The following is a 15,670-nucleotide window of genomic DNA, read 5'->3' as shown; positions in this document are numbered from 1 at the left end:
ACCCGCAATGCTGCGGTGCAATAAAGCCGCTCGAACGCATGGCAAAAGAGGCCTAGATCATGGGCGAACCCCAACGGCGACAAAAGATACCGCCCATTAGCCGGCGCCTCCGCCGGATGTTTGACGAAAGGCACGACACGATGACCCGGATGACCGAAAAGGAATTGGCGGCGTTGGAAACCGCCAAACAGACTCCATACCAATTTTCCAACCTGACCACGCGGCAGATCGAAGACGTGATGCGCGAGGCCGAAGTCCTGCGCGCGAAGGCTGTCTCGGCCATGATCACCAGCGCAGCGAGCTGGGTCGGGCGGCAGCTCGGCCTTGCCGGCCGCCCCGAGGAGGCCAACAAGCAGAAGCTCTATCGCGAGACGGTCAAGGAGCTCTCCAAGCTGGACACCCGCGAGCTGGCTGACATCGGCATCGGCGTCGGTGAAGTCCAGGCGGCCGCGCGCAAGGCCGTGGGCCTGCCGGAATCGGCCGAGCCCGGCCCCATGACCCGTCTGCGTCAGCGCTTCGCCGAGATGGGCGTTCGTCGCCGCACCGCACGCGATCTGGCGACGCTGGACCGGCGCATGCTGGCCGACATCGGCATCGAGCCGGGCGATATCCAGGCCTACCTGCGCGGCGAGATGTCCGCCGAGGTCACGAAGCGCCAGCCGCAGCCGCTCAACGCCCCGGCGGTGGCTGCCGACATCGTGTTCCAGCCCCGCGCCGCCAAGCGCAGCCAGGTGACCTGGACCGGCGCCCCGGAAGCGGCGAACACAGTCTCGGAACCCGCCCGCGCCGCCTAGACCGTCTCTCCCTGCGGCCCGCCTTAGTGCCGGCGGGCCGCTCGGCTTTTCACCCACTTTCCGCCTGAGCCCTTTCTGCAAGGGCTCTCTGTGCTGCGCCTCTCGCTGCATGGCTGGCATGTGGCCCGACAGGGCTGAGGTTTGGCACTTCGCACGCTAAAGTCGCGCCGCGGCAGCAGTGCCGTGCAGGGGACAAGAGGCGGCGGGTGACGGCAGCGGAAATCGAACGGCAAAGAACGATCGGGGTCGGCTTCGGGCTGGCCACGTTCATTTTCTGGGGCCTGGCACCGATCTATTTCCGCCAGGTCGCCTGGGTCGACCCCTACGAGCTTCTGGCCCATCGCGTCGTCTGGTCGGCCCTGGTGCTTGCGCCGCTGGTCATCCTGGCCAACGAGATGGGCAAGGTGCGCCAGGCCCTGCGCGACCGGCGCACGCTGCTGGCCCTGGCCGGCTCGACCGTCCTCATCTCCCTCAACTGGCTGATCTTCATCATCGCGATCGTCAGCGATCGGCTGCTGGAAGTCAGCCTGGGCTACTACCTCAACCCCCTGATCAACGTGCTCCTGGGGCTGGTCTTTCTCCGGGAACGAATGGGTCGCCTTCGCTGGCTCGGCGTGGCCCTGGGCGCGATCGGCGTGGCCAATCTCGCCCTGCGGCACGAGGGCTTTCCCTGGATTTCCATCAGCCTGGCGCTCTGTTTTGGCTTCTACGGTCTGATCCGCAAGCAGACGGCGCTGGGCGCGCGTGACGGGCTCTTCCTGGAAACCATCCTGCTGCTGCCCTTAGCTTTGGCCTTCCTGCTCTGGCTGAACGTCCAGGGTACCGGCGCCTTCCTGTCCGCGGCGGTGCCGGGCAGCGATCTCATGCTCATGGCGTCAGGTGTGGTGACCGCCGTGCCGCTGCTCTGGTTCGCGGCGGCGGCGCGCCGCCTGGAACTGGCGACCATCGGCGTGATGCAGTATATCGCGCCGACACTGCAGTTCTTCCTGGCCATCCTGGTCTTTGGCGAGGCTTTCACCTCCGTGCATGCCGTCACTTTCGTTTTCATCTGGGTTGGGGTTGTCTGCTTCATCGTCGGTTCGCTGATGGAGCGGAGGGCGTGACCGCCGCAGAAATTTCCGCCCAGCGCAACCGCAGCATCGGCCTCGCCCTCGGGCTGGCAGCCTTCCTCTCTTGGGGTCTCTTTCCGCTCTATTTCCGCGCCGTGGAGGCGGTGGAGGTCCTCGAACTGCTGGCGCACCGCATCGTCTGGGCGGCGGTGTTCCTGGCGCCGCTCGTGATCTACGCCAAGGGCTACGGTCCGATCCGCGATGCCCTGCGGCAGCGGCGCACGGTGCTCCTGCTGACCGGCTCGACGATCCTGATCACGCTCAACTGGCTGATCTTCATCATCGCCATCGTCACCGAGCGCCTGCTGGAGGCCAGCCTGGGGTACTATCTCAACCCGCTGGTCAGTGTGCTGCTCGGCATGGTCTTTCTCGGCGAGCGCCTGGGGCGCCTGCGCTGGATCGGCATCGCCGTTGCGGCGGTGGGCGTGGTGAACCTCGCGGCGCAGAACGACGGCTTCCCCTGGATATCTCTCGGTCTGGCGCTGTGCTTCGGCTTCTACGGCCTGCTGCGCAAGCAGATGGCCCTGGGCGCGCGCGACGGCCTCTTCCTGGAGACGCTGCTGCTCTTCCTGCCCGCGCTGCTCTACCTGATCTGGGTGCAGGTGCAGGGCCAGAGCCTCTTCCTCTCCGGCTATTCCCTGCGGCTCGACCTGCTGCTGCTGGCGGCGGGTGCGGTGACGGCCCTGCCGCTGATGTGGTTTGCCGGTGCGGCCCGGCGCCTGGAGTTGGGCACGGTCGGGGTGATGCAGTACATTACGCCGAGCCTGCAGTTCCTGCTCGCCGTCCTGGCCTTCGGCGAGGCCTTCACCACGGCGCATGCCATCACCTTCGCCTGCATCTGGCTGGGCGTCGGCTTCTTCACCACGGGATCACTGCTGGAGGGCCGCCGAGCGGCTCCGGCAAAGGCCGGATAGACCGATCTGCACTAGCCTCACTCCACCCAGGCGATACGCAGCACGTTGGTGGCGCCGGGGGTGCCGAAGGGCACGCCGGCGGTGATCACCAGCTTGGAGCCCGCCTGGGCGAAGCCTTCGCGCCGGGCGATGTCGGCCGCCTTCTCCACCATCTCCGGGAAGGAGGAGACGTCGGCGGTATGCACCGCATGGGCGCCCCAGAGCAGCACCAGGCGCCGGGCCGTCTTGCGCTGGGACGTCAGAAGCAGGATGGGCGCCGTGGGACGGCGTCGGGCGGCGCGCAGGGCGGTGGAGCCGCTGGTGGTGTAGGTGACGATTGCCGCTGCCGAGATGGTCGTCGCCACCTGGGCCGCGGCCTCGGAAATGGCATCGGCGGCGTTGGGCTCCGGCTCGGGGTGCAGGGCTTCCACGATGGCGCGATAGGAGCGGTCGCGTTCGGTGCGCTCGATAATGCGGCACATCATGGCCACCGCTTCCACCGGATAATCGCCTGCGGCCGACTCGGCAGAGAGCATCACGGCGTCGGCGCCGTCGTAGATGGCCGTGGCGACGTCCGAGGCTTCGGCGCGGGTCGGTGCCGGGGCATGGACCATCGAGTCCAACATCTGGGTCGCCACCACCACCGGCTTGCCGGCCAGGCGGCAGGCGCGGATGATGTCCTTCTGGATGCCGGGAACCTCTTCGGGGGCCATCTCGACCCCCAGGTCGCCGCGCGCGACCATGGCGCCGTCCGCCAGCTCCAGCAGCTGCTCGAGGCAATCCACGGCGGCGGGCTTTTCCACCTTGATCATGATGGCGGCGCGGCCGGCTACCAGCTTGCGCAGCTCGGCCACGTCTTCGGGGCGCTGCACGAAAGAGAGCGCCACCCAGTCGACGCCCATCTCCAGCCCGAAGGCGAGGTCGTCGCGGTCCTTGGGGGTGAGCGGCGAGATGGGCAGCACCACCGAGGGGACGTTGACGCCCTTGCGCTCGCCCAAAGTGCCCCCCACGACGACCCGGGTCTTGGCGTGATCCGCTGCGGCCTCGATCACTTCCAGATAGAGGCGGCCATCGTCGAGCAGGATGGTGGCGCCTTCCTGCAGGGCGGCGAAGATCTCCGGATGCGGCAGCGGCGCCCGTGCGGCGGTGCCGGGCGTCTCATCCAGATCGAGCCGGAAGTGGCTGCCCTTTTCGAGCGTGACCTTTCCGCCTTCGAGGCGACCGACGCGCAGCTTGGGGCCTTGCAGGTCCTGCAGGATGGAAATCGGTCGCCCGCTGTCGCGCTCGAGCGCGCGCAGCGTGTCGAAGTTTCGCCGGTGGTCTTCCTGGGTGCCGTGGCTGAAGTTGAGCCGGAAGACATCGGCACCGGCCTCGAAGAGGCGGCGAATGGCTTCGGGATCGCTGCTCGCCGGCCCAAGGGTGGCGACGATCTTGGCGTTACGTGCGCGTCTCATGCAGGAGCCCCGGAATGTTGTGTTGAAGGCTATAACACTAGAATAGCCCTGAAATCATTGACATTGGTTAGTGTCGGTCCGGTGACAAGCAGGTCGTCGAGCGCGGCGAAGAGGCTGTAAGCGTCATTGCCGGCCAGTGCCTGCTTGGCCGAGAGGCCCTTTGCCTCGGCCCGGGCAAGGCTGTCGGGCGTGACGAAGGCGCCCGCATTGTCCTCGCTGCCGTCGATGCCGTCGGTGTCGCAGGCCAGGGCATAGATGCCCGGCAGGCCCTCCAGCGCCAGGGCGAGGCTGAGTTGGAACTCGCTGTTGCGGCCACCCCGCCCCTGGCCGCGTCCCTGGCCGCGTCCCTTGCCGCTCAGGGTCACCGTGGTCTCTCCCCCGGACAGCAGCAGGCAGGGCGGCGGCGCGGGCTGGCGGTGCAGGCGCACCTGTCGGGCGATGCCGGCGAAGACCTTGGCCACATCGCGGGCCTCGCCCTCGATGGCGTCGCCAAAGATAAGCGGTGCGATGCCCGCCTCCCACGCTGCAGCCGCCGCGGCTTCCAGCATGTCCTGCGGCCGGGCGATCAGCCGGAAGTCGCTGTTGGCCAGCCGTGGGTCGCCCGGTTTGGGCGTTTCTTCCTTCTCTTCGGCGAGATGGCGCGCGACCGAGGGCGGTGGTTCGATGCCGTACTTCTCCAGCACCGCCCGCGCATCGGCAAAGCTGGTGGGGTCGGGCACCGTGGGGCCGGAGGCAATGACTTCGGGGCCGTCGCCGGGCACGTCCGAGATCGCCAGCGTGACCACCCGCGCCGGCGCCGCGGCCGCGGCCAGCCGCCCGCCCTTGATGGCCGAGAGGTGCTTGCGCAGGCAGTTCATCTCGCCAATGGCGGCGCCGGAGGCCAGGAGCGCGCGATTGACCGCCTGCTTGTCCTCGAGCGTCAGCCCCTCGGCCGGCAGCGCCAGCAGCGCGGAGCCGCCGCCGCTGATGAGGCAGAGCAGCAGATCGTCGGGGCCGAGACTGCGGGCCAGGTCGAGCATGCGCTGCGCCGCTTCCCGGCCGGCGGCGTCGGGCACGGGGTGGGAGGCTTCCACCACCTCGATTCGTTCCGTGGGCGCGGCATGGCCGTAGCGCGTGACCACCAGGCCCTCCAGCGGCCCGTCCCAGGCCTGTTCCACCGCGCGGGCCATCGAGCCAGCCGCCTTGCCGGCGCCGACCACCACACAGCGCCCGCGTGGCCGCTCCGGCAAAGCCGGGCCCACGATCTGCGCCGGGTCCACGGCCGCCAGACCGGCTTCATAGATCCGGCGAAGGAAGGCCGGTGCGTTCTCAGCGTCTATCATCGCTTCCCTCGCGTTTCGCTCAGCAGCAGACTTGCCAACAAGGCCAGCAGGAGGAACACCGCAAGCGACAGGAATGCAAGATCGAAGGCCCGGGCGCTGTAGATCGGCGCCCCCTCGACCATGCGGCCGTCCCACTGCAGGTCGAGCAGCAGGCCCAGCAGCGGCTGAAAGAGCGCCCCACCGCCCACCACCGCACCGTTGAGCAGACCATAGGCCGCGCCAACCGCGTGCGTGGGCGTGATCTCCCGTGCCACCGCGAAGGTCACCGCCGTCGCGCTCAAGCCAATGCCCGCGATCAGGAATAGCGCCAGGAAGATCGGACTGGGCAGGCCCGGGACGTAGAGCAGGAGCATCAGGCAGCAGAGGCCGATCAGGGCTCCCGCGCGCAGGATCGGCAGCCGGCGTCCGATGCGGTCGGCCAGCGCCCCGGCCAAGGGAGAGCCAATGGCCCATCCGATCAGCAGCAGGGAGGTGTGGCTTGCGGCCTCCGGGCGGGTCATGCCGTGGATCTGCATCAGCCAGGCCACGCCCCAGAGCCCGGCGAAGGCGAGCATGGGCGCGGTCATGGCCCCGCCCAGGAAGGCAAGCAGCCACTGCTGCGGCATCCGCAAGACCAGGCGCAGCCCGCCGCGCGGCGCCGCACCGCCGGTAAAGCGCGGCGCCGGTGCATCGGGCTTGCGGTCGCGCACGATCGTCCAAAGCAGGACGGCCAGGATCAACCCGCCGGCTGCGGCTGCAGCCAAGGTGCTGCGCCAGCCGAACCACTCCACGGCTGCCGCCAGCGGTACCTGGCCGCCGACACCGCCGAGCATGCCCGCCGCCATGGTCATGCCGGTGAGCTGCGCGAAGCGGGAGGCGGGAAACCAGTTGGTCGCCAGCTTGAGCGTGCCCACGAAGCTGGCCGCCGCGCCCACGCCGACCAGCAGGCGGCCGAGATAGGCGATGTTCAGATCAGGGGCCAGCGCGAAGAGCAGGCTGCCGGCGCCGCAGCACAGTGCGCCAGCGGTCAGCAGCCGCCGCGGCCCCCAGGCATCCGCCAGCAGGCCCACAGGTATCTGCAGCCCGGCATAGGCGTAGAAGTAGATGGCCGAGAGGTTGCCGAGCACGGCCGCCCCCACGGCGAAATCGCGCATCAGCGGATCAATGATCACGCTGGGCGCCATGCGCTGGAAGAAGCCGTAGCAGAAAAAGAGCGCGCCTAGAGACCAGATCAGCCAGGGCAGCCAGGACGGTACGCTTGGGCGGTGTGCGGGCCTCTGGCCCACCTCTTCGGACGTCATGCCGCGTCGGGCCGCGCAGGACGGCCACCGGGGATCAGATTGGAAGCGAGGGGAGTGGTTGACACGCTGTCACCGGGACAATGGATAGGCCTCGAGACTGCCGCCCCCAGAGGTACAGGGTCAAGCCACCTCCTCGCGCGATGGCCCCGCGTAATGGCTATTTCACGGAGCCGGTCGACGGCGGCAGGCCGGGGCCGCTATGGTTGCGGCGCCCACCTCTTCGTCCAAGGACATTCCCGCCTCATGTCGACTGCCGCGCCTTCCTTGCCGCCCGAGCCTCATTGTCTGCTGATCGGCGCCGGGATCGTCGGCGCGGCGACCGCGCTGCAACTGCAGCAGCGGGGCTTTCGCGTCACGCTGGTGGATCCGCGTCCGCCGGGCACCGCCACCTCCTTCGGCAACGCCGGCGGCATCGTCACCGGTGCCGCCGTTCCCACCGCCACGCCCGGACTCTGGCGCAGCGTTCCGCGCATGCTGCTCGATCCCATGAGTCCGCTGAAGATCCGCTGCTCCTATTTGCCGCGCTTTGCCCCCTGGATGCTGCGCTTTCTCGAGGCCAGCAGGCCCAATCGGGTGCAGCGGATCGCGCGCGATCTCTCGGCCCTGTCGAACCCAGCCTATCGCGCCCATCGGCCCTTGCTGAAGCTGGCCGATGCGGAAGACCTCGTGCGCCCGGTGGGCTGGCTCAAGCTCTACCGCAGCCAGGCGAGCTTCGACGCCACCGCAGCCGACCAGGCGTTGATGCGGGCGAACGACAGTGCCTTCGAACTGCTTTCGCCGGAGGAAGTCCGGCAACTGGAGCCCGGGATCGCTCCAAACTTTGCCGGCGGCATCCTCTCCAGCGAGGCCGCCTCCTGCCGCGATCCCGGCGGTCTTGCCCAGGCCTATGCCGGGGCCGTGCTGCGCAACGGCGGACGCATACTGCAGGAGCGGGTGAAGTCCATCGAGCGGCCCGACGGCGAACGGCGCATCGTGGTCACGGATCAGGGCCGCCACGAGGCCGACCTGGTGGTCCTGGCCGCCGGGGCCTGGTCGGCCCGGCTGGCGCGCGGCTGGGGAGAGCGCATTCCGCTCGATACCGAGCGCGGCTACCATCTCAATCTCGAGCCCGAGAGCCAGGTTGAACTGCGCCGGCCGACCTACTTCGTCGACGAGGGCTTTGTGCTGGCGCCCATGGCGGACGGCATCCGCCTGACCAGTGGTGTCGAATTTGCAGGCATCGAGGCGGAGCCGGATTTCCGGCGCATCCGCCGTCTGCTTCCGCGGGCGCAGGCGCTGCTGCCGGGGTTGGGGGAGCGGGTGACCCGCGAGTGGATGGGCTGGCGGCCCTCGACGCCCGATTCCTTGCCGGTGATCGGCCGCTCGGCCCGTGATCCCCGCATCATTCACGCCTTCGGGCATGGCCATCTGGGATTGACGCTTTCCGCCATTACCGGTGATCTGGTGGCGCGGATTGCCGCCAGCCAGCCGAGCGACATTGACATCACACCCTATGCCGCGCGGCGCTTTTCCGGCGCGCGCGGCTGAAACAGCCTTTCCGGGTTTCGGATTTTTTTGGAGCAAGCCCCCATGACGAGCCAGCAGCCGCAGGTCATCCGTCGCGAAGACTATCGCCCGCCCGACTATCGCATCGAGCACGTCGACCTGGCGTTCGAACTCGGCGCGGAGCAAACGATTGTGCGCTCGCGCCTCACGCTGCGCAGCGACCATGAGCGCAGCCAGGGCATCCGGCCGCTTGTGCTCCGTGGTGAGGAGTTGGACCTGCGCGCGATCAGCCTGAACGGCGAGCCCTTGCCCGACAGCGCCTACAGCCTCGACGCCGATAGCCTGACGCTGCACAAGCCGCCCGAGGCCTTCACCCTGGAGATCGAGACCGCGATCAATCCCAGGGCGAACACCCAGCTCTCCGGGCTCTATGTCTCGAACGACGTCTTCTGCACCCAGTGCGAGGCGGAGGGCTTTCGGCGCATCACCTACTTCCTCGACCGCCCCGACGTGATGGCGACCTATCGCACCACGCTGCGGGCCGATCGCGCGAGCTGCCCGCTGCTGCTGTCCAACGGCAACCTGGTGGAGGAGGGGGATCTGGGCGATGACCGCCACTATGCCGTCTGGGAGGATCCCTTCCCCAAGCCCAGTTACCTCTTTGCCCTGGTGGCCGGCGATCTCGCCTGCAACGAGCGTGTGGTGGAAACCCGATCCGGGCGTCCGGTGCGTCTGCGCATCTTCGTGGAGCACGGCAAGGAGGGGCGCACCGGCTATGCCATGGACGTGCTGGAGCGTTCCCTGCGCTGGGACGAGGAACGCTTCGGGTTGGAGTACGACCTGGACCTCTTCAATGTTGTGGCGGTCAGCGACTTCAACATGGGGGCGATGGAGAACAAGTCGCTCAACGTCTTCAACGACAAGTACATCCTGGCCGACCCCGAAACGGCGACCGACGCCGACTATGCGGGGATCGAGACCGTTGTGGCGCACGAGTATTTCCACAACTGGACCGGCAACCGCATCACCTGCCGCGACTGGTTCCAGCTCTCGCTGAAGGAGGGGCTGACGGTCTTCCGGGATCAGGAGTTCTCCTCCGACATGCGCTCACGGCCGGTGAAGCGCATCCAGGATGTGCGCCGCCTGCGCGCGGCCCAGTTCCCCGAGGATGCAGGTCCGCTTGCGCATCCGGTGCGGCCGGATTCCTACATCGAGATCAACAACTTCTACACGGCCACGATCTACGAGAAGGGCGCGGAAGTGATCCGCATGCTGCACGGTCTTCTGGGCGAAGCGGGCTTCCAGAAGGGCATGAAGCTCTATGTGGAGCGGCATGATGGCCAGGCTGTCACCTGCGACGACTTCGTGGCCGCCATGGCCGACGCCAACGGTGCCGATCTTGAGCGCTTCAAGCGCTGGTACGGGCAGGCGGGCACGCCCGAGGTCCAGGTCAGCGGGCGCTATGACCGGGAACGCGGCTCCTACGACCTGGCCGTCACCCAGACCACGCGGCCGACGCCGGGGCAGGAGACCAAGGAGCCGCTGCACATTCCGCTGGCGATCGGCCTGCTGGACGGGCAGGGCCGCGGCATTCCGCTTGCGCTCGGCGAGGGACCGGCGGCAGAGACGCTGGTGCTGCCGCTGCGCGAGGAACGCCAGAGCTTTCGCTTCGAGGGGCTGCCCGAGCCTGCAGCGCTGTCGCTCAACCGCGCCTTCTCGGCGCCGATCACCGTCCGGGCCGAGCAGGGTGGCGCGGAGCAGGCCTTCTTGATGGCCCACGACAGTGACCCCTTCGTGCGCTGGGAGGCGGGCCAGGACTTCGCCACCGCGCTGATGATTGAGGGCAGCAAGGCCTGGCGCGCGGGCGAGCAGCCGGTTATGGATCCCGCCTTCATCGAGGCCATGCGCGCCATCCTGACGGATTCACGCCTGGAGCAGGCCTTCGTGGCCGAGGCACTGGCGCTACCCAGCGAGGACTATGTGGCCGAGCGCATGGAGGTGGTGGACGTGGAGGCGATCCACGCTGCGCGCGGGGCGCTCAAGCGGGCGCTGGCCGAAGCCCTGCGCTCGGATTTCGCGCAACTCTATGAACGCCTCAACGACAGCGCGCCCTACAGCCCCGATGCCGAGGCGGCGGGTCGGCGCGCCCTGCGCAATGCGGCGCTGTCCTATCTGGCGGTCTTTGCCGAGACCGAGCCGCAGGAGCGCGCGCGCCTGATCGAGCACTACCGCCAGGCCGACAACATGACCGACCGCATGGCGGCCCTGCGGCTGCTGGTGGATCTAGACCTGCCGGAGCGCCAGGAGGCATTGGACGACTTCGAACGGCGTTTTGCGGAAGACGCCCTGGTGATGGACAAGTGGTTTGCGCTCCAGGCGGTCTCGGATTTGCCCGACACCCTGGAGCGGGTGAAGGCGCTGATGCAGCACCCGACCTTCTCACTGGAACGGCCGAACAAGGTTCGGGCCCTGATCGGGAGCTTCATCGCTGCCAATCCGCTGCGCTACCACGCGGCCGACGGCAGCGGCTACGCCTTCCACGCGGCACTGACGCTAAAGCTCGATGCGCTCAATCCCCAGGTGGCCGCCCGCCTCTTGGCGCCGCTGGGCCGCTGGCGGCGCTTCGATGCAGGGCGCCAGGAGAAGATGCAGGCCGAGCTGCAGCGAATCCTGGCCGCGCCAAAGCTCTCTCGTGACGTCTACGAGATCGCGACCAAGGCACTGGGGTGACGGGCAAACCGTCATCCTGAGCGCCAGCGAAGGATCTGGAGCCGTTGGAGCTCCACCCTGCGAGATCCTTCGCTGTGTTCAGGATGACGAGGCCCCCGGGGCCTGGAGTCGGCGCCTCGCGTCAGTCCCGGAAGGCCATTCCCATGACGGGGGTCGAGGGCGAGGCCAGGTCGCGGGCCTCGATCGGCTCGGCCTCCCAGCCGAGGCGGCCGGCCTCCAGGGCGAGCCGGAACGCGCGGGCCATGGCGATGGGGTCGCCGGCCCTGGCCACGGCCGTGTTCAGCAGCACGGCGTCGTAGCCCAGTTCCATGGCCTCGACGGCGTGGGAGGGGCGGCCGATGCCGGCGTCCACCACCAGCGGCACGTCGGGAAAGCGCGCGCGCAGGCTGCGCAGGGCGCGCGGGTTGTAGAGCCCGCCGCCGGAGCCGATCGGCGCGCCCCAGGGCATCAGTACCCGGCAGCCGGCCTCCAGCAGGCGCTCGGCGACGCAGATGTCGTCGGTCGTGTAGGGAAAGACCTCGAATCCCTCGCTGCAGAGGATGCGCGCCGCCTCCACCAGGCCGAAGACGTCCGGCTGCAGCAGATCGTCGTCGCCGATCACCTCCAGCTTGATCCAGGGCGTGTTGAAAAGCTCGCGCGCCATCTGCGCCGTGGTGACGGCCTCCTTGACGCTGTGGCAGCCGGCGGTGTTGGGAAGCACCCGCACGCCGAGCTCGCGGATGATCGACCAGAAGCCCTGGCCCGCCTTCTCCGCCCCGGATTCGCGGCGCAGCGAGACCGTCACCACCTCCGCGCCCGATGCCTTCACCGCCTCGGCCATGATCGCCGGCGAGGGGTAGAGCGCGGTCCCCAGCAGCAGGCGCGAATGCAGGTGGACGCCGTAGGCTTCCATGGCTCAGCCTCCCTTCATCGGCGCCAGCACTTCCAGCCTGTCGCCCTCGCTGAGTGTGACTTCTCCGCGGCGCGACGCGGGGGCGACGTCGCCGTTGACGGCCGTGGCCACCCTGGCTTCGCCATAGCCCAGCTCCTCCAGGGTCTGCGCGAGCGTCGGCCCTGCGACCTCACGCGCTTCGCCGTTCACCATGATCCTCATCCATCACCTCCGGGTAGTGGGCGCCGTTCAGCAGCGCGTCTGCCGCCATGCGGGCGAGCGCAGGCGCCAGCAGGAAGCCGTGGCGGTAGCAGCCGTTGACGCAAAGGCGGCCGTCCCGCCAGCGAATGCGCGGCAGGTTGTCGGGAAAAGCCGGGCGCACCTCGCAGCCGGTCTCCACCACCTCGGCCTCGGCGAAAGCGGGATGCAGCGCATAGGCGGCGTTCAGCAGCTCGACCAGGGAGCGCGCGGTGACCCGGCCGCGCCGGTCGCTCTCGATCATGGTGGCGCCGACCAAGAAGAGCCCCTCGCCGCGCGGCACGATATAGAGTGGAAAGCGCGGGTGCAGCAGGCGAACCGGACGGGACAGGCTAACCTCCCCGCTGCGCAGCAGCAGCATCTCGCCGCGCACCCCGCGCAGGTCGTGCAACCGGTCCCGCGCAGCCATTCCGCGGCAGTCTATCACTCTGCCGCTGGCGCGATGCTCGGCAGCGTCGCGGCCGAAGCGGATCGTGCCGCCGAGCACCTGCAGGCGCTCGGCAAGGGCGGAGAGCGCCGCGCGCGGGTCCAGGTGCGCTTCCTTCCGGAACAGCAGCCCGGCGCGGAAACGGCCGGCTAGGTCCGGCTCCATGGCGGCGATTCCGTCGGCGTCTACGCGCTCGAAGCCTTCGGTGCGCCGCGCGAAACGCTCCAGCTCAGGCAGGTCGCGGCCCGGCGCGAGGATGAGACTGCCCGCCCGCTTCGTCGGCGGGTAGTGCTTGGGCCACCAGTCAAGGGCTTCCCGGCCCAGCGCGACCACCGGCGGCTCGGCCGACTCCCGCTCGCACCAGGGGGCGAGCATGCCGCCCGCAAGCCAGGAAGCGGCCTGCCCGCCCAGGGCCTCGCTGCGCTCGATCACCGCGACGCGGCAGCCGCGTTCCGCCAGCGTCACGGCACAGGTGAGGCCCGCGACGCCGGCCCCCAGCACCGTAACCTCTTCCACTTTCGACAAACTGGACCTCCTTCCGCATGTGCAGGAGATCCGGCGACTTTCGGGATGGGTACTCTTCCCGTCCCTTCGCCGGCATGACCCGGATCAGGTTCTCAGGGTCACCGCGCTGGCCCCTTGGGCCCGTCGGTTTCTCAGCCCCCTGTCGGGGCTCCCCTCGGTTATGCGTCAGGCCGGCGAGCGGCCTGCGGGACAAAGGCTGAACGATGCCGGTGCGCAGGTCAATGGCCTCGGCTCAGGCAGGTTCGCGCGGCAGCTCCAGCAGGAAGTCGTCTACTTCCATCGCCCGCCGCGGCGGGGCTACGCCTGCCGGGGCGCCCACATAGAGGTAGCCGATGATCTCGTCGTTGGCTTCCAGGCCCAGGGCGTCGAGCACCCGGCGGTCGCGCGCCGCCACGCCGGTCTTCCACTGGCACCCCCAGCTCTCGGCATGGATGGCCAGCATGATGGAAAAGGCGGCGCTGGCCACCGCCTGGCGCTGCTCCTCGACCGGGATCTTGGGGTGATCGGGCTGCAGGCGTGCCACCGTGGTGATAATCAGGGGCGCACGCAGCGGCTTGTTGCGCTCCTTCTCGAGCAGACTTTCGGGCGCATCCGGTTCGCGTGCCGCCAGAGCCTGCGCCATGGCATCGCCCAGCCGCTGGCGCTCGTCTCCGCGCAGCAACAGAAAGCGCCAGGGCCGCAGCTTGCCGTGATCCGGCGCACAGATCGCCGCCTCGAGCGCCCGGCGCACCATCGGCTCGGGCGGCTGGTCGGGCATGAGGGCAGGGGGAGAACGGCGGGAGAGCAGAGCTTCGAGCGTGTCCATGACTTCCATCTGGTGGTTGTGCAGGCCGGAATCCAGCCGCGGGCCTGTCGTGTCGGGATCGTTGATCCCCTGGCGCGTCTGGTCAAGGATCGGGCGACGACGAATCCCGAGGTGAGCGTGTGACGGAACTGGATCGCATCACGATCCGGGGGCATGCCCTGGAGTATCGACTGCTGCCGGGCCGGCGCCCGGACGGGCCGGTTATCGTGCTGTTGCACGAGGGATTGGGCGCCGTAGAGCTCTGGCGCGACTTCCCGGAGGCGCTGGCTGCGGCCACCGGCTGTTCGCTGCTGGTCTGGTCGCGCTACGGCTTCGGCGGGTCCGATCCGCTGCGCGAACCGCGCACCGCGCGCTACCTGCACGAGGAGGCGCTCGAGGCGCTGCCGGAGCTGCTGGACAAGCTGGAAATCGTGCGGCCGCTGTTGGTCGGGCACTCCGATGGCGCGACCATCGCCCTGCTCCATGCGGCGCTCGCCGAACGACCGATAGCGGGACTTGTGGCCATGGCGCCGCATGTCTTCGTGGAGGAGATCTCGCTTGCCGGCATCCGCGCGGCCGGTAAGGCCTTCTTCGAGGGCGATCTGGCCGGGCGCATGGCGCGCTATCACCGCGATGCGGAAGCCACCTTCCGCGGCTGGCACGACATCTGGCTGAGCCCGGAGTTTCGCGACTGGAACATCGAGGACTGCCTGCCGCGCATCACGGCGCCGGTGCTTTTGATCCAGGGCGAGGACGACGAGTATGGCACCATGGCGCAGATCGATGCGATCGAAGCGGGCGTTTCCGGTCCCTGTCGCCGCCTCGACCTGCCCGGCTGCGGCCACAACCCGCATCGCGAGTGCGAAGCGGAGGTGCTGGCGGCGATCACGGCTTTCATCGACGACTTTGCGCGCAAAGGGGAGGACGACTAACGTGGACACTCAGCCCGTCATCTACGAGGTGGCCGACGGCTATGCCAGCATCACCTTGAACCGACCGGACAAGCTCAATGCCTTCAACGAGGAACTGCACGGCGCCCTGATCGAGGCGCTGGAGCGGGCCGAGCAGGATGATGCGGTCCGCGCCGTGCTCCTCACCGGTGCGGGGCGAGGCTTCTGCGCCGGGCAGGATCTATCGGACCGCGGTTTTCCGACCGAGGGTGAGGCGCCCGACCTGGGGGCGACGCTGGAGCGGCTCTATAATCCGCTCGTGCGGCGCCTGCGTGCCCTGCCCAAGCCGGTGGTCTGCGCCGTCAATGGTGTGGCGGCCGGCGCCGGTGCCAATGTGGCACTGGCTTCGGACATCGTCCTGGCGGCGCGCTCGGCGCGCTTCATCCAGGCCTTCTGCAAGATCGGGCTGGTGCCCGACAGCGGCGGCACCTTCAGCCTGCCGCGGCTTGTGGGTGAAGCCCGGGCCAAGGCCCTGGCGCTGTTGGGCACGCCGGTGAGCGCCCAGCAGGCCGAGGCCTGGGGCATGATCTGGCAGGTGCATGACGATGCGGACTTGATGCCGGAAGCCCGAAAGCTCTGCGCCCACCTCGCGACGCAGCCGACCCGGGCACTGGGACTGATCAAGCGGGCAATCCAGGAATCAGCCACAAACGACATGGATGCGCAGTTGGACCTGGAGCGCGATCTGCAGCGTGAAGCGGCCCGCAGCCCTGATTATCGCGAAGGCGTTGCGGCCTTCCTGGAAAAGCGCGCGCCACGTTTCACCGGCGCATAGGCCGAGGGCGGCA

At 68.8% G+C, this 15,670-nt stretch carries 14 protein-coding genes and 1 riboswitch; of the genes, 7 read left to right on the top strand and 7 right to left on the bottom strand.

Going from position 1 to position 15,670, the window contains the following annotated elements:
* Positions 1 to 140 precede the first annotated feature (140 nt).
* The 3 genes from ABZ720_RS09705 to rarD (ABZ720_RS09695) all read left to right on the top strand — a co-directional run bounded on the left by ABZ720_RS09705 (position 141) and on the right by rarD (ABZ720_RS09695) (position 2,817).
* Positions 141 to 794 carry an RSP_7527 family protein gene (locus ABZ720_RS09705; protein WP_366555323.1) on the top strand — a complete coding sequence of 218 codons (654 nt, stop codon included), beginning with the start codon at positions 141 to 143 and terminating at the stop codon, positions 792 to 794.
* 206 nt (positions 795 to 1,000) lie between these two features.
* Positions 1,001 to 1,897, top strand: coding sequence for an EamA family transporter RarD (gene rarD / locus ABZ720_RS09700; RefSeq protein ID WP_366555322.1), 897 nt, complete (start codon positions 1,001 to 1,003; stop codon positions 1,895 to 1,897).
* Positions 1,894 to 2,817: an EamA family transporter RarD gene (rarD, locus tag ABZ720_RS09695; RefSeq protein ID WP_366555321.1), complete on the top strand. Its 924-nt coding sequence runs from the start codon at positions 1,894 to 1,896 to the stop codon at positions 2,815 to 2,817. Before rarD (ABZ720_RS09700) ends, rarD (ABZ720_RS09695) begins: the two co-directional genes overlap by 4 nt.
* Positions 2,818 to 2,834: 17 nt before the next feature.
* On the opposite strand, the gene pyk is transcribed toward rarD (ABZ720_RS09695), so the two are convergent.
* From pyk to ABZ720_RS09680, 3 genes are read right to left on the bottom strand one after another with little or no spacing between them, the layout of a single operon-like run.
* The gene (gene pyk / locus ABZ720_RS09690) at positions 2,835 to 4,250 is read right to left on the bottom strand and encodes a pyruvate kinase (RefSeq protein ID WP_366555320.1); all 1,416 of its coding nucleotides are present in this window, start codon (positions 4,248 to 4,250) and stop codon (positions 2,835 to 2,837) included.
* 29 nt (positions 4,251 to 4,279) lie between these two features.
* A complete protein-coding gene (locus ABZ720_RS09685; protein WP_366555319.1) occupies positions 4,280 to 5,572 on the bottom strand; it encodes a glycerate kinase type-2 family protein in 1,293 nt (430 codons plus the stop codon).
* The gene (locus ABZ720_RS09680) at positions 5,569 to 6,852 is read right to left on the bottom strand and encodes an MFS transporter (protein ID WP_366555318.1); all 1,284 of its coding nucleotides are present in this window, start codon (positions 6,850 to 6,852) and stop codon (positions 5,569 to 5,571) included. Before ABZ720_RS09680 ends, ABZ720_RS09685 begins: the two co-directional genes overlap by 4 nt.
* A gap of 243 nt (positions 6,853 to 7,095) precedes the next feature.
* Here ABZ720_RS09680 and ABZ720_RS09675 point away from each other — a divergent pair, with 243 nt between their 5' ends.
* Together ABZ720_RS09675 and pepN are read left to right on the top strand one after the other, a co-directional pair.
* Positions 7,096 to 8,379, top strand: a complete 1,284-nt coding sequence (locus tag ABZ720_RS09675; RefSeq protein WP_366555317.1) for an NAD(P)/FAD-dependent oxidoreductase — start codon at positions 7,096 to 7,098, stop codon at positions 8,377 to 8,379.
* A 42-nt stretch (positions 8,380 to 8,421) separates the two neighbouring features.
* Entirely contained in the window at positions 8,422 to 11,067 is a 2,646-nt protein-coding gene (pepN, locus tag ABZ720_RS09670; RefSeq protein ID WP_366555316.1) for an aminopeptidase N, read from the top strand.
* Positions 11,068 to 11,188: 121 nt separating this feature from the next.
* On the opposite strand, the gene ABZ720_RS09665 is transcribed toward pepN, so the two are convergent.
* From ABZ720_RS09665 to ABZ720_RS09650, 4 genes are all read right to left on the bottom strand, one after another.
* Positions 11,189 to 11,959 carry a thiazole synthase gene (locus tag ABZ720_RS09665; RefSeq protein WP_366555315.1) on the bottom strand — a complete coding sequence of 257 codons (771 nt, stop codon included), beginning with the start codon at positions 11,957 to 11,959 and terminating at the stop codon, positions 11,189 to 11,191.
* Between the two features lie 3 nt (positions 11,960 to 11,962).
* A complete protein-coding gene (thiS, locus tag ABZ720_RS09660) occupies positions 11,963 to 12,151 on the bottom strand; it encodes a sulfur carrier protein ThiS (protein ID WP_438264088.1) in 189 nt (62 codons plus the stop codon).
* Positions 12,129 to 13,139 carry a glycine oxidase ThiO gene (gene thiO / locus ABZ720_RS09655; protein WP_438264090.1) on the bottom strand — a complete coding sequence of 337 codons (1,011 nt, stop codon included), beginning with the start codon at positions 13,137 to 13,139 and terminating at the stop codon, positions 12,129 to 12,131. Before thiO ends, thiS begins: the two co-directional genes overlap by 23 nt.
* A gap of 53 nt (positions 13,140 to 13,192) precedes the next feature.
* Positions 13,193 to 13,313, bottom strand: a riboswitch (TPP riboswitch).
* Between the two features lie 67 nt (positions 13,314 to 13,380).
* On the bottom strand, positions 13,381 to 13,953 hold the full coding sequence (locus ABZ720_RS09650; RefSeq protein ID WP_366555312.1) for a nitroreductase family protein: 573 nt from the start codon (positions 13,951 to 13,953) through the stop codon (positions 13,381 to 13,383).
* Positions 13,954 to 14,072: 119 nt separating this feature from the next.
* Between ABZ720_RS09650 and ABZ720_RS09645 the strand changes: the two genes are divergently transcribed.
* A complete protein-coding gene (locus tag ABZ720_RS09645) occupies positions 14,073 to 14,864 on the top strand; it encodes an alpha/beta fold hydrolase (protein ID WP_366555311.1) in 792 nt (263 codons plus the stop codon).
* Between the two features lies 1 nt (position 14,865).
* Positions 14,866 to 15,657 (top strand): 2-(1,2-epoxy-1,2-dihydrophenyl)acetyl-CoA isomerase PaaG, encoded by a 792-nt coding sequence (gene paaG / locus ABZ720_RS09640; protein WP_366555310.1) that lies wholly within the window; start codon positions 14,866 to 14,868, stop codon positions 15,655 to 15,657.
* Positions 15,658 to 15,670 lie beyond the last annotated feature (13 nt).

The organism is Aquibaculum sediminis, assembly GCF_040712085.1.
Lineage (GTDB): Bacteria > Pseudomonadota > Alphaproteobacteria > Kiloniellales > DSM-21159 > Aquibaculum > Aquibaculum sediminis.
Note: the sequence above shows the minus strand (reverse complement) of the source record. Positions and strands in the feature narration are given on the sequence as shown.